The organism is Pseudomonas sp. M1 (assembly GCF_022760135.1).
GTDB classification, from domain to species: domain Bacteria; phylum Pseudomonadota; class Gammaproteobacteria; order Pseudomonadales; family Pseudomonadaceae; genus Pseudomonas; species Pseudomonas citronellolis.
Genome location: NZ_CP094343.1, coordinates 350,415 through 364,166 on the forward strand (window position 1 = coordinate 350,415; position 13,752 = coordinate 364,166).

Genomic DNA, 13,752 nt, shown 5'->3' on the forward strand with positions numbered 1-13,752 from the left:
AGGATTCAGGGAGCGTCGTGATTTCACTTCACGCCAAGCGGTGAATCCAATCGCGGACAGAGTCCTACGTCCAAGCTTCCCTGAATCGTAGGAGCAACTGTCTCACCGACTGCGCCGAGCTGCTTTACGTAGGATGGGTTGAGCCTGCGAAACCCATGCGGTTGCGCTGATGGATATCGCTTCGCTCAACACCATCCTACGGACTCGGCTGTACGCCAGGTGAGCGATCATGGGTGTCAGGGAGACTCGGTCGTAGGAGCGGACTCTGTCCGCGATGGGATCGAGGTCGGAGCGAAGGACAGGATGCGTGCGCGAAGCCATGGCCCATCCCATACGAAAAATGCCGTTCCCCCCAGACAGAGAAACGGCATTCTTTCTTACCGTGAACAGCCTGCCGGAGCAGGCTGTTCCGTCGGACGGACCTTACAGGCCAGCCGCATCACGCAGGGCGGCGGCCTTGTCGGTGCGCTCCCAGGTGAAGGCGGTGAAGGTATCGTCACCGTAGGTCAGCTCATACGGATTGCGGCCGAAGTGACCGTAGGCCGCAGTGGGCTGGTACATCGGGTGCAGCAGGTCGAGCATCTTGGTGATCGCGTACGGGCGCAGGTCGAAGTGCTCGCGAACCAGCTGGACGATCTTCTCGTCGCTGATCTTGCCGGTGCCGAAGGTGTTCACCGAGATGGAGGTCGGCTGGGCCACGCCGATGGCGTAGGACACCTGGATCTCGCAACGCTCGGCCAGGCCGGCGGCGACGATGTTCTTGGCCACGTAGCGGCCGGCGTAGGCAGCCGAACGGTCGACCTTGGACGGGTCCTTGCCGGAGAAGGCGCCGCCGCCGTGGCGGGCCATGCCGCCGTAGGAGTCGACGATGATCTTGCGCCCGGTCAGGCCGCAGTCGCCCACCGGCCCGCCGATGACGAAGTTGCCGGTCGGGTTGATGTGGAACTGGGTGTCCTTGTGCAGCAGCTCGGCCGGCAGCACGTGCTTGATGATCAGTTCCATCACGCCTTCGCGCAGGTCGGCGTAGGAGACTTCCGGGTTGTGCTGGGTGGACAGCACGATGGCGTCGATGCCGACCACCTTGCCGCCTTCGTAGCGGCAGGTGACCTGGCTCTTGGCGTCCGGGCGCAGCCACGGCAGCAGGCCGGACTTGCGCGCTTCGGCCTGGCGCTCGACCAGGCGGTGGGAGAAGCAGATCGGCGCCGGCATCAGCACGTCGGTCTCGTTGCTGGCGTAGCCGAACATCAGGCCCTGGTCGCCGGCGCCCTGATCTTCGGGCTTGGCGCGGTCGACGCCCTGGTTGATGTCCACCGACTGCTTGCCGATGATGTTCAGCACGCCGCAGGTGGCGCCGTCGAAGCCGACGTCGGAGCTGTTGTAGCCGATGTCGATGATGACCTTGCGCACCAGGTCTTCGAGGTCGACCCAGGCCGAGGTGGTGACTTCGCCGGCGATGATGGCGACGCCGGTCTTCACCAGGGTCTCGCAGGCCACGCGGGCGTACTTGTCCTTGGCGATGATGGCGTCCAGCACCGCGTCGGAGATCTGGTCGGCGATCTTGTCCGGATGGCCTTCGGATACGGATTCGGAGGTGAAAATCGAGTATTCGCTCATCTAACGGTTCCTGTCTTTACCGGTGGGTGAGGACGCTTCGCGAATCCGGCTTGGCGAAATGCCGCACCTGGATCTGAAAGCCATTACGTAAACCAATGTACAAGCTCTCGCCGGGGGCGAGCCCCGCGGCATCGGCCCAAAGGGCCAGGTCTTCCTGTTCGAACCCCAGCCAGAGGTCCCCGCAGGCTTCGCGGGCCCAGCTCTGGTCGTGGCTGCACAGTTCGGTCACCAGCAGGCTGCCGCCCGGCTTCACCAGGCGCGCCAGCTGGCGCAGGGCCTCGGCGGGCGCCGCGAAATGGTGCAGCACCATGTTCAGCACCACGCAGTCGGCCGGTTCGGCGGCGTCCTGCAGGGCGTCGGCCAGGTCCAGCCGCACGTTCGTCAGCCCTGCCTCCAGGCAGCGCCGGCGGGCCAGGTCGAGCATGGCCACGCTGTTGTCCAGCGCGGTCACCCGCGCGAAACGCCGGGCCAGCTCGGGGAGGAACCCGCCGTCGCCGGGGCCGACTTCCAGCGCCGTGGCGCCGGGGGCGAAGCTCAGTGCGTCGAGCAGCGCCAGAACACTTTCACGGTATTGCGGCAGCCCCGCGATCAGGTCCTGCGTGGCCTGGAACTTCTCCGCGCTGCGGGCGAAGTAGTCGCGGCTCACCGCCGCGCGCTGGGCATGCACCGCGGCGACGCGGGCGTCCACCTCGGCCGGCAGCGCCAGCTCGTCCACTTCCGCCAGCAGCGCCCCGTGCAGCTTGCCGCCGAGGCTGTCGGCCTGGGGCAGGGCGCGGCGGTAGAAGATCGCGTTGCCTTCGCGGCGCGTCGCCACCAGGCCGGCCTGGGCCAGCACCTTCAGGTGGTGGCTCATGCCCGACTGGCGGATGGCGAAGATCTGCGCCAGCTCCAGCACGCCGAACGAATCGTTGGCCAGCACCCGCAGCACGTTCAGCCGCAGCGGGTCGCCGCCGGCCTTGCACAGCGCGGCCAGCTCGTCGCAGGCATCGTGGCGGATCAGGGGCATGCGCAGGCTCATAGGGGGCGGAGTCTAGAGCCCCGGGAGGATGGTGGCAACGGCTGTATCAAAAAGTTTTGATATTGGAGACGGAAGGTAGCGGCAACGCCAGGGCTGCAGGAGCGAGCTTGCTCGCGAACCGGCCTGGCACGGCGCTCGTTCGCGAGCAGGCTCGCTCCTGCCAAAGGCGGCTCGCGCCAGAAACCTGCCGCCTGTAGCCTGCGGCCCGATTGTCATTGCCCCGCGATGGCCGGCTGGGCGAAAATGGCCGCCTTTTTTCATCCCTTCGATCAATCGAAGCAGCCCCCGCAGGAGATTCAGCGATGCCCAGCCGTCGTGAGCGAGCCAATGCCATCCGCGCACTGAGCATGGATGCCGTGCAGAAAGCCAACAGCGGCCACCCAGGCGCCCCCATGGGGATGGCGGACATCGCCGAAGTGCTCTGGCGCGACTACCTCAAGCACAACCCGGGCAACCCGCAGTGGGCCGACCGCGACCGCTTCGTGCTGTCCAACGGCCACGGCTCGATGCTGATCTACTCGCTGCTGCACCTGACCGGCTACGACCTGGGCATCGAGGACCTGAAGAACTTCCGCCAGCTCAACTCGCGCACCCCGGGCCATCCGGAGTACGGCTACACCGCCGGCGTGGAGACCACCACCGGCCCGCTCGGCCAGGGCATCGCCAACGCCGTGGGCATGGCCCTGGCGGAGAAGGTGCTGGCCGCGCAGTTCAACCGCGAAGGCCACGGCATCGTCGACCACTACACCTACGCCTTCCTCGGCGATGGCTGCATGATGGAAGGCATCTCCCACGAGGTCGCCTCCCTGGCCGGCACCCTGCGCCTGAACAAACTGATCGCCTTCTACGACGACAACGGCATCTCCATCGACGGCGAGGTCCACGGCTGGTTCACCGACGACACCCCGAAGCGCTTCGAAGCCTACGGCTGGCAGGTGATCCGCAACGTCGACGGCCACGACGCCGACGAGATCAAGACCGCCATCGAGACCGCGCGCAAGAGCGACGCCCCGACGCTGATCTGCTGCAAGACCGTGATCGGCTTCGGCTCGCCGAACAAGCAGGGCAAGGAAGAGTGCCACGGCGCGCCGCTGGGCAATGACGAGATCGTCGCCACCCGCGCCGCCCTGGGCTGGAACCACGGTCCGTTCGAAGTCCCCGCCGAGATCTACGCCGAGTGGGACGCCAAGGAAGCCGGCGCCGCCCGCGAGGCCGAGTGGAACCAGCGCTTCGCCGCCTACCAGGCCGCGCACCCGGAACTGGCCGCCGAGTTCCAGCGCCGCGTCAAGGGCGAACTGCCGGCCGACTTCGCCGAGCAGGCCGCGGCCTACGTCGCCGAAGTCGCCGCCAAGGGCGAGACCATCGCCAGCCGCAAGGCCAGCCAGAACGCGCTGAACGCCTTCGGCCCGCTGCTGCCGGAACTGCTCGGCGGCTCCGCCGACCTGGCCGGCTCCAACCTGACCCTGTGGAAGGGCTGCAAGGGCGTGACCCCCAGCGACGCCTCGGGCAACTACGTGTTCTACGGCGTGCGCGAGTTCGGCATGAGCGCCATCATGAACGGCGTGGCCCTGCACGGCGGCTTCATCCCCTACGGCGCGACCTTCCTGATCTTCATGGAATACGCCCGCAACGCGGTGCGCATGTCCGCCCTGATGAAGCAGCGCGTGCTCTACGTGTTCACCCACGACTCCATCGGCCTGGGCGAGGACGGCCCGACCCACCAGCCCATCGAGCAACTGGCCAGCCTGCGCCTGACGCCGAACCTGGACACCTGGCGCCCGGCCGACGCGGTCGAGTCCGCAGTGGCCTGGAAGTACGCCATCGAGCGCAACGACGGCCCCTCGGCGCTGATCTTCAGCCGCCAGAACCTGCCGCACCAGGCGCGCGACGCCGAGCAGCTGGCCAACGTCGCCCGCGGCGGCTACGTGCTCAAGGACTGCGCCGGCGAGCCGGAGCTGATCCTGATCGCCACTGGCTCGGAAGTCGGCCTGGCCGTGCAGGCCTACGACAAGCTCAGCGCCGAAGGCCGCCAGGTGCGCGTGGTCTCCATGCCCTCCACCAGCGTCTTCGAGCAGCAGGACGCCGGCTACAAGCAGGCCGTGCTGCCGGTGCAGGTCGGCGCGCGCATCGCCATCGAGGCCGCCCACGCCGACTACTGGTACAAGTACGTGGGCCTGGAAGGCCGCGTGATCGGCATGACCACCTTCGGCGAGTCGGCCCCGGCGCCGGCGCTGTTCGAGCACTTCGGCTTTACCGTCGAAAACGTTCTCTCCACTGCCCAGGAATTGTTGGAGGACTGAGCCTGATAGCTGGAAGCCTGAGGCTGGAAGCTTGAAGCGCAAGCATGCCCCTGGCTGCTTTTGCTCTCGGCTTCCAGCTTCCAGCTTCCCGCTTTCGGCTTCCGAAGGCTTATGCCCAAACGCCCTTACCGTGTCGCCCTCAATGGCTACGGCCGCATCGGCCGCTGCGTGTTCCGCGCCCTGCACGAGCGCGGCGCGAAGGCCGGCTTTTCCATCGTCGCGCTGAACGACCTGGCCGACCTGCCGAGCCTGGAATACCTGACCCGCTTCGACTCCACCCACGGCCGCTTCCCCGGCGAGGTGAGCGTGGCCGACGGCTGCCTGCACGTCGGCGGCGACTGCGTGAAGGTGCTGCGCCAGGCCGAGCCCGAGGCCATCGACTGGGCGGCGCTGGACATCGACCTGGTGCTGGAGTGCTCCGGCGTCTACCACAGCCGCGCCGATGGCCAGCGCTTCCTCGCCGCCGGCGCGCCGCGGGTGCTGTTCTCCCAGCCCATGGCCAGCGAGGCCGACGTCGACGCCACCGTGGTCTTCGGCATCAACCAGCAACAGCTGTCCGGCGCCGAGAAGCTGGTCTCCAACGCCTCCTGCACCACCAACTGCAGCGTGCCGCTGCTCAAGCTGCTGAACGAGGCCGTGGGCATCGAGTACGTCTCGATCACCACCATCCACTCGGCGATGAACGACCAGCCGGTGATCGACGCCTACCACCACGAGGACCTGCGCCGCACGCGCTCGGCCTTCCAGTCGGTGATCCCGGTGTCCACGGGCCTGGCGCGGGGCATCGAGCGCCTGCTCCCGGAACTTGCCGGGCGAATCCAGGCCAAAGCCATCCGGGTGCCGACGGTGAACGTCTCGGCCCTGGACATCACCCTGCAGGTTTCCCGCGACACTTCCGCTGCGGAAATCAACAGGGTGCTGCGCGAGGCCGCCGGCAGCGGGCCGCTCAAGGGCCTGCTGGACTACACCGAGCTGCCTCACGCCAGTTGCGACTTCAACCACGACCCGCACTCGGCGATCGTCGATGGCAGCCAGACCCGCGTTTCCGGGCCGCGCCTGGTGAACCTGCTGGCTTGGTTCGACAACGAGTGGGGCTTCGCCAACCGCATGCTCGACACCGCGGGGCACTTCCTGCGGGTCGCCGCCAGTGAACGTTAAACAACCAGCCCAGACAGGACTGATGTCATGACCGTTTTGAAGATGACCGACCTCGACCTCCAAGGTAAGCGCGTGCTGATCCGCGAGGACCTCAACGTGCCGGTGAAGGACGGCGTGGTGAAGAGCGACGCCCGCATCCTGGCCTCGCTGCCCACCATCAAGCTGGCCCTGGAGAAGGGCGCGGCGGTGATGGTCTGCTCGCACCTGGGCCGGCCCACCGAGGGCGAGTTCTCCGAGGAGAACAGCCTCAAGCCGGTCGCCGACTACCTGAGCAGGGCCCTGGGCCGCGACGTGCCGCTGGTGCGCGACTACCTCGATGGCGTCGAGGTCAAGCCGGGCGAGCTGGTGCTGTTCGAGAACGTGCGCTTCAACAAGGGCGAGAAGAAGAACGCCGACGAGCTGGCGCAGAAGTACGCCGCGCTGTGCGATGTGTTCGTCATGGACGCCTTCGGCACCGCCCACCGCGCCGAGGGCTCGACCCACGGCGTGGCCAAGTTCGCCAAGGTCGCCGCGGCCGGCCCGCTGCTGGCCGCCGAGCTGGACGCCCTGGGCACGGCCCTGGGCAACCCGGCCCGGCCGATGGCGGCCATCGTCGCCGGCTCCAAGGTCTCCACCAAGCTCGACGTGCTCAACAGCCTGGCGCAGATCTGCGACCAGCTGATCGTCGGCGGCGGCATCGCCAACACCTTCCTCGCCGCGGCCGGCTACAAGGTCGGCAAGTCGCTGTACGAGGCCGACCTGGTCGACACCGCCAAGGCCATCGCGGCCAAGGTCAGCGTGCCGCTGCCGGTCGACGTCGTGGTGGCCAAGGAGTTCGCCGAAAGCGCCGCCGCCACCGTCAAGGCCATCGCCGACGTCGCCGACGACGACATGATCCTCGACATCGGCCCGCAGACCGCCGCGCAGTTCGCCGAGTTGCTGAAGTCGTCGAAGACCATCCTGTGGAACGGCCCGGTGGGCGTCTTCGAGTTCGACCAGTTCGGCGAAGGCACCAAGACCCTGGCCCTGGCCATTGCCGAGAGCCCGGCCTTCTCCATCGCTGGCGGCGGCGACACCCTGGCGGCCATCGACAAGTATGGCGTGGCCGAGCGGATCTCCTACATTTCCACCGGTGGCGGCGCCTTCCTCGAGTTCGTCGAAGGCAAGGTCCTGCCGGCCGTGGAAGTGCTGGAGCAGCGCGCCAAGCAGTGAGCCTGGCGGCGTCCGACCCCCGGTGAAATGCCCCTGAACCGGGGCGCCGGGGCGGCGCGGGGCTGAATGGACATACGGCATCGCCGTGAGAGGGAGAATTGCCCGATGAAGCGTTACCTCGCCGCCCTGGCCCTGGGCGCCCTGCTGGCCGGTTGCTCCAGCCACCCCGCGGGAAGCGGCGCCGGCACCGCCAAAGGCGGCTGGAACCACTGGACCTGCGACAGCGGCGCCGTGGTGATCTGGCGCTACGTCGAAGGCACCCGCTCGTCGGTGGTGGACCTGCGCCTGGGCGAGGACGACGTCGTCCATCATCTGGAGGAGGAACCCGGCGGGTCCGGTGCTTTCTATAGCGATGGACTGGTCGGCTTCAGCATCACCGGCGACCAGGGGCTGATCTACTGGGTGGAAAGCAACGACCTGATCGGCCGCGGCTGCCGCGCACGCTAGACCGCGCGGCGCAACAGACTTGAATGCGGCCTGCCCCTGCGGCAGGCTGTCGAACCATAGAACGAGCCCAACTTCCTGGGAGAAGTGAAAACATGGCACTCATCAGCATGCGCCAAATGCTGGACCACGCCGCCGAGTTCGGCTACGGCGTCCCGGCTTTCAACGTCAACAACCTCGAGCAGATGCGCGCCATCATGGAAGCGGCCGACAAGACCGATTCCCCGGTGATCGTGCAGGCTTCGGCCGGCGCCCGCAAATACGCCGGCGCGCCCTTCCTGCGCCACCTGATCCTGGCGGCCATCGAGGAATTCCCGCACATCCCGGTGTGCATGCACCAGGACCACGGCACCAGCCCCGACGTGTGCCAGCGTTCCATCCAGCTGGGCTTCAGCTCGGTGATGATGGACGGCTCGCTGAAGGAAGACGGCAAGACCCCGGCCGACTACGAATACAACGTCCGCGTGACCCAGCAGACCGTGGCTTTCGCCCATGCCTGCGGCGTCTCCGTGGAAGGTGAGCTGGGCTGCCTGGGCTCCCTGGAAACCGGCATGGCCGGCGAGGAAGACGGCGTCGGCGCCGAAGGCGTGCTGGACCACAGCCAGTTGCTGACCGACCCGGAAGAAGCCGCCGACTTCGTCAAGAAAACCAAGGTCGACGCCCTGGCCATCGCCATCGGCACCAGCCACGGCGCCTACAAGTTCACCAAGCCGCCGACCGGCGACATCCTCGCCATCGACCGCATCAAGGCGATCCACGCGCGCATCCCGGGCACCCATCTGGTGATGCACGGCTCCTCTTCGGTGCCGCAGGACTGGCTGGCGATCATCAACGAGTTCGGCGGCGAAATCCCGGAAACCTACGGCGTTCCGGTAGAAGAAATCGTCGAAGGCATCAAGTACGGCGTGCGCAAGGTGAACATCGACACCGACCTGCGCCTGGCCTCCACCGGCGCCATCCGTCGCTTCCTGGCGCAGAACAAGAGCGAGTTCGACCCGCGCAAGTACTTCGCCAAGACCATCGAAGCCATGCGCGACGTGTGCATCGCCCGCTACGAAGCCTTCGGCACCGCCGGCCACGCCTCCAAGATCAAGCCGATCTCCCTGGAAGCCATGTTCCAGCGCTACGCCAAGGGCGAACTGGAGCCGAAGATCAACTGATCCGGCCCCGCCCCTGAAGAGCCCCGCCCCGGCGGGGCTCTTTCGTATCCATGCCAGACACAGAGGCTGCCATGCGTTGGCTCGTTCCCCTGCTGATGCTCCTGCTCGCCGGTTGCGCCGCGCAGCCGCCCGGTGCGCCCGCGCCCGCCGCAGCCCCCGCGCCGCGAGCGTCGGCGGTCGACCTGCCGGTGGATGCGCAGAACTGCCTGAGCCACACCGAGTGCACGCTGAAGACCTCGCGCTCGCTGCTGTTCGTCTTCGACTACGCCGCGGCCGGCGCGCCCCTGGTGGTCAGCGAAGGCCGCCTGCTGAGCACCCCGGAGAAGGCGCCGAACAAGGGCTGGCCGGCGCTGCGTATCCAACTGGCCGAGCCCGATGGCGGGCGCTTCGAGTTCCACAGCCAGTGCCGGCAGAAGCGCTGCCGGATCAGCGAAGCCAGGCTGCTCGCCTGCTACCGCGACTACCTGGAAGGCAAGGCCTGCCGGCTGCGCTGAGTGTGCTATACCGGAGGGCGACACCGTACAGGAGAGCCGTCCATGGATAGCGTCCACGCCAGCGCCCAGCAGGGCTTCGGCCAGGAAGCCCAGACCTACGCCCACGGGCGCCCCGAATACCCCGACGAGCTGCTCGGCTGGCTCGACGGCAGCCTCGGCATCAAGGCCGGCAGCAAGGTGGCCGACCTCGGCGCCGGCACCGGCAAGTTCACCCGCCTGCTGCTGCGCACCGGCGCCGAAGTGACCGCCATCGAGCCGGTGGCGGCCATGCGCGAACGCCTGCACGAGGAGCTGCCCGACGTGCGTGTGCTGGAAGGCACGGCTCGGGGCATGCCGCTGGCCGACGCCAGCCTGGACGCCGTGCTCTGCGCCCAGGCCTTCCACTGGTTCGCCAAGCCCGAGGCGCTGCGCGAGATCCACCGCGTGCTGCGCCCGCGCGGCCATCTGGGGCTGGTATGGAACGTGCGCGACGAGCGGGTGGACTGGGTAGCCGAACTGACCCACATAGTCGCGCCCTACGAGGGCAGCACTCCGCGCTTCCACACCGGCGAATGGCGCCGGGCCTTCGCCGACGCGCCCTTCGGCCCGCTGCAGTTGCGCGAGTTCAGCTACCGCCACGTCGGCCCGCCGGAACAGGTGATAGTGGCGCGGACGCTGTCGATCAGCTTCATCGCCGCGTTGCCAGCGGAGCAGAAGGCGCGGGTCGAGCAGCGCCTGCAGGAACTGATCGCCACCCACCCGGCGCTCAAGGGCCAGGCCGAGGTGGCCTTCCCCTACCGCACCGAGGCCTATTCGGCGGTGGTGCTGGACTGAGCCTGCGAAGGGGCGCGCGGATCGGCTAGACTGCGCGCCCCGTCACCGCGAACCGACCTTCATGCAACCGCTCCGCTACCTCCAGGCCTACCCGCAACAGCTGCAGGACCAGGTCCGCCAGCTGATCGCCGAGGAGCGCCTGGGCGACTACCTGCAGCGCCGCTATCCCGGGCGCCACGAGGTGCAGAGCGACAAGGCGCTGTACGCCTATGCCATGCAGCTCAAGCAGGAGCACATGCGCAACGCGCCGGCGGTGGACAAGGTGCTCTACGACAGCAAGCTGGACGTGGTGCAGCGCGCCCTGGGGCTGAACACCGCGATCTCGCGGGTGCAGGGCGGCAAGCTGAAGGCGAAGAAGGAAATCCGCGTGGCCTCGCTGTTCAAGGATGCGGCGCCGGAATTTCTCAGGATGATCCTAGTGCACGAACTGGCGCACCTGCGCGAGCGCGACCACAACAAGGCCTTCTACCAGCTCTGCGAATACATGCTGCCGGGCTATCACCAGCTGGAATTCGACCTGCGCGTCTACCTGATCTGGCGCGAACTGGACTGAACTTCCGGCGCCTTGCGCGCCACGGAGGCCGGGTTGCCGCGGGAAGCTCCCGGCGATCGGATGGGGGTCGACCGCACAGGAGCCTTCCCCCGCCGCATCCGGAGAGTAATCAAAAGATTTGGCATATTGCCATCAGTCTTTTCGGAATTTTTTCCCATTTGGGGGAAAAATCGTTGCGGACGTAAGGTGGATCACCTGCGGCTTCGGTGTACTGGCTCACCTTCGCACCCTCTCCCCAGCCCTCTCCCTGAAGGGAGAGGGAGCCGTACGGTGCTGCCGGTTAGTTCTGAGTCACCCCGCAAGTCCGCTATTTCCGGCGAGCGTCGAACTAACGCTTCACACGGAACGGTCCCCTCTCCCTTCAGGGAGAGGGTTAGGGAGAGGGAACGGCGCCAAGCCATAGCACCGAAGCCCCAGGTGAGCACCGGCCTCCTAAAAGAGCCCCCTACGAAAAACGCCGTCCCCCCTCAGGAGAACGGCGTTCCCGTAAAGCCCGCGCAGGCGATCAGAACAGATCCATCGGCGCGCCTTCGTCGGCCGGCAGCGGCGTGCCCGGCGCGCCGCTGCCCAGTTCGCTCATGGGCGGCGGGGTGTCTTCGCTCTTGAACAGCTCGAAGTAGGCGCCCGGCGTGCCCGGCGGCGCGGCGCGGCCGCTGAGCGGGTCGATGCGCAGGCTGACCAGGCCGGAGGGCTCGGGCAGCGTGTGCGAGGGCTTGTCCTTGAGCGCCGCACCCATGTAGCGCATCCAGATCGGCAGCGCCACGTTGCCGCCGAACTCGCGGCGGCCGAGGCTTTCCGGCTGGTCGAAGCCGACCCACACGGTGGTCATGTAGTCGGCGTTGAAGCCGGAGAACCAGGCGTCCTTGGAGTCGTTGGTGGTGCCGGTCTTGCCCGCCAGGTCGTCGCGCTTGAGGGCCAGAGCGCGGCGACCGGTGCCGCGCTTGATCACGTCCTGCAGCATGCTGGTCATGATGTAGGCGGTGCGGGCGTCGATGATGCGCTCGGCCGGGGTCGGCTCGATGGTGGTCCTGGCATGGGCCGGGTCGTTGTCCTCCGCCGGCGCGGCGACGGGCTGCGCGGCCTCCTTGTCGGCGACCTGCGGGTTGTCCTCCACCGGCACGCTGGGCGGGTTGGCCTGGTACAGCACCTGGCCGTCGCGGCTTTCGATGCGGTCGACCACGTAGGGGCTGATCTTGTAGCCGCCGTTGGCGAAGGTGCTCCAGGCGCCGGCGATCTCCAGGGGCGTCAGGTTCGCGGTGCCCAGCGCCATGGACAGGTTCGGTGGCAGTTCCTGGGCATCGAAGCCGAAGCGGCTGATGTACTGGCGCGCGCGCTCCACGCCCAGGGCCTGCAGGGTGCGGATCGAGACCATGTTGCGCGACTTGTACAGCGCCTCGCGCAGCGGGATGGGGCCGAGGAAGGTGTTGGTGTCGTTCTTCGGCCGCCAGACCTTGTCCAGGTACTCGTCGACGAACACGATGGGCGCATCGTTGACCAGGCTGGCGGCGGTGAAGCCGTTGTCCAGCGCGCAACTGTAGATGAACGGCTTGAAGCTGGAGCCGGGCTGGCGCTTGGCCTGGACGGCGCGGTTGTAGCTGCTCTGCTCGAAGGAGAAGCCGCCGACCAGGGCCATGATGGCGCCGTTGTCCGGGTTCAGCGAGACCAGCGCGCTCTGCGCCGCCGGCACCTGGGTCAGGCGCAGGGCGCCGTCGTCCTTGCGCTGCACGCGGATCAGGTCGCCGGGCTGCAGCACGTCGCCGGGCTGGCGCGGCGCCGGGCCCATGCTGTTGCTGCTGAGGAAGGGGCGGGCCCACTTCATGTTGTCCCAACTGATGGTGTCGTCCTTGCCGTCACGGGTGACGACCATCACGCCGCTCTTCTCCACGCGGGTGACGATGGCCGGCTCCAGGCCGCCGATCGGGCGCTGCTGGGCCACCGCCAGGCGCCAGGCGTCCAGCGACTTGCCCGGCATGCGCGCCTCGGGGCCGCGGTAGCCGTGGCGCTGGTCGTATTCCTGGAGGCCTTCGCGCAGGGCGTCGTTGGCGTACTGCTGCAGGTCGCTGCGCACCGTGGTGTAGACCCGGTAGCCCTCGGTGTAGGCGTTGCCGCCGTAGCGGCCGACCATTTCGGCGCGGGCCATCTCGGCGATGTACGGGGCCGCCAGTTCCGGGCTCGCCACGTGGTAGGAGGCGCCCACCGGCTCGGCGACGGCTTCCTGGTAGCGGGCCTGGTCGATGAAGCCGAGCTTGTACATCCGCTCGAGGATCCAGTTGCGCCGCTCCATGCTGCGCGCCACGTTGGCCAGCGGGTTGTAGCGCGAGGGCGCCTTGGGCAGGCCGGCGATCATCGCCATCTGCGCCAGGCTCAGGTCCTTGATCGACTTGCCGTAGTAGACCTGGGCGGCGGCCTCGATGCCGTAGGCGCGGTTGCCGAGGTAGATCTTGTTGACGTACAGCTCGAGGATCTCGTCCTTGGTCAGCTCGCGCTCGATCTGCAGGGCCAGGAGGATCTCGGTGATCTTGCGCGAGAAGCTGCGCTCGTTGGTCAGGAAGTAGTTCTTCGCCACCTGCATGGTGATGGTGCTGCCGCCGGTCTGGATGTGACCGGTCGACAATAATTGCGCGGCAGCGCGCATAAGGCTCTTCACGTCCACGCCATAATGATTGGCGAAATTGTCGTCCTCGGCCGACAGAAGGGCGTGAATGAAATCCGGCGGGATGTCAGCGAAACGGATAGGCGTGCGGCGCATCTCGCCGAACTCTGCTATCAATTTGTTATCACTGCTATAAACCCGCAACGGAATCTGCAGCTGCACGTTGCGCAGGGCGTCGACCGAAGGCAGGCTGGGGCTCAGGTACAGGTAGGCGCCACTTAAACCGAGCAGCACTCCACAAAAAAGGGTGACGCAAGTCCACCACAGAAACTTCAGCAGGCGCATTGGCAGGTCTTGGATTTCCAGGGAAAAGAGAGAGTTAAGCGAAAGGCGCGGCGAAAAGGGAAAAGCTGA

At 67.3% G+C, this 13,752-nt stretch carries 11 protein-coding genes; 8 read left to right on the plus strand and 3 right to left on the minus strand.

Annotated elements, in window-relative coordinates:
• Positions 1-423 precede the first annotated feature (423 nt).
• Together metK and PM1_RS01580 are read right to left on the minus strand one after the other, a co-directional pair.
• Complete coding sequence (metK, locus tag PM1_RS01575; RefSeq protein ID WP_009613672.1) at positions 424-1,614, minus strand: methionine adenosyltransferase; 1,191 nt, start codon at positions 1,612-1,614, stop codon at positions 424-426.
• A gap of 16 nt (positions 1,615-1,630) precedes the next feature.
• The gene (locus PM1_RS01580) at positions 1,631-2,632 is read right to left on the minus strand and encodes an ArsR/SmtB family transcription factor (protein WP_024128059.1); all 1,002 of its coding nucleotides are present in this window, start codon (positions 2,630-2,632) and stop codon (positions 1,631-1,633) included.
• Positions 2,633-2,934: 302 nt separating this feature from the next.
• On the opposite strand from PM1_RS01580, the gene tkt reads away from it, so the two are divergent.
• The 8 genes from tkt (at position 2,935) to PM1_RS01620 (ending at position 10,745) form a co-directional block, all read left to right on the plus strand.
• Positions 2,935-4,932, plus strand: a complete 1,998-nt coding sequence (tkt, locus tag PM1_RS01585) for a transketolase (protein WP_009613669.1) — start codon at positions 2,935-2,937, stop codon at positions 4,930-4,932.
• Positions 4,933-5,043: 111 nt separating this feature from the next.
• Entirely contained in the window at positions 5,044-6,090 is a 1,047-nt protein-coding gene (gene epd, locus PM1_RS01590; RefSeq protein ID WP_009613667.1) for an erythrose-4-phosphate dehydrogenase, read from the plus strand.
• A 27-nt stretch (positions 6,091-6,117) separates the two neighbouring features.
• Positions 6,118-7,281, plus strand: a complete 1,164-nt coding sequence (locus PM1_RS01595; protein ID WP_009613665.1) for a phosphoglycerate kinase — start codon at positions 6,118-6,120, stop codon at positions 7,279-7,281.
• Positions 7,282-7,386: 105 nt separating this feature from the next.
• Positions 7,387-7,728 carry an MliC family protein gene (locus PM1_RS01600; RefSeq protein WP_009613662.1) on the plus strand — a complete coding sequence of 114 codons (342 nt, stop codon included), beginning with the start codon at positions 7,387-7,389 and terminating at the stop codon, positions 7,726-7,728.
• A 92-nt stretch (positions 7,729-7,820) separates the two neighbouring features.
• Positions 7,821-8,885, plus strand: coding sequence for a class II fructose-bisphosphate aldolase (gene fba / locus PM1_RS01605; RefSeq protein WP_009613660.1), 1,065 nt, complete (start codon positions 7,821-7,823; stop codon positions 8,883-8,885).
• Positions 8,886-8,956: 71 nt separating this feature from the next.
• Entirely contained in the window at positions 8,957-9,379 is a 423-nt protein-coding gene (locus PM1_RS01610) for a hypothetical protein (RefSeq protein ID WP_009613658.1), read from the plus strand.
• 42 nt (positions 9,380-9,421) lie between these two features.
• Positions 9,422-10,192, plus strand: coding sequence for a class I SAM-dependent methyltransferase (locus tag PM1_RS01615; protein WP_009613656.1), 771 nt, complete (start codon positions 9,422-9,424; stop codon positions 10,190-10,192).
• 61 nt (positions 10,193-10,253) lie between these two features.
• The gene (locus tag PM1_RS01620; protein WP_009613654.1) at positions 10,254-10,745 is read left to right on the plus strand and encodes a M48 metallopeptidase family protein; all 492 of its coding nucleotides are present in this window, start codon (positions 10,254-10,256) and stop codon (positions 10,743-10,745) included.
• A gap of 505 nt (positions 10,746-11,250) precedes the next feature.
• Here PM1_RS01620 and PM1_RS01625 read toward each other — a convergent pair.
• On the minus strand, positions 11,251-13,683 hold the full coding sequence (locus tag PM1_RS01625) for a penicillin-binding protein 1A (RefSeq protein ID WP_009613652.1): 2,433 nt from the start codon (positions 13,681-13,683) through the stop codon (positions 11,251-11,253).
• Between the last annotated feature and the right edge of the window lie 69 nt (positions 13,684-13,752).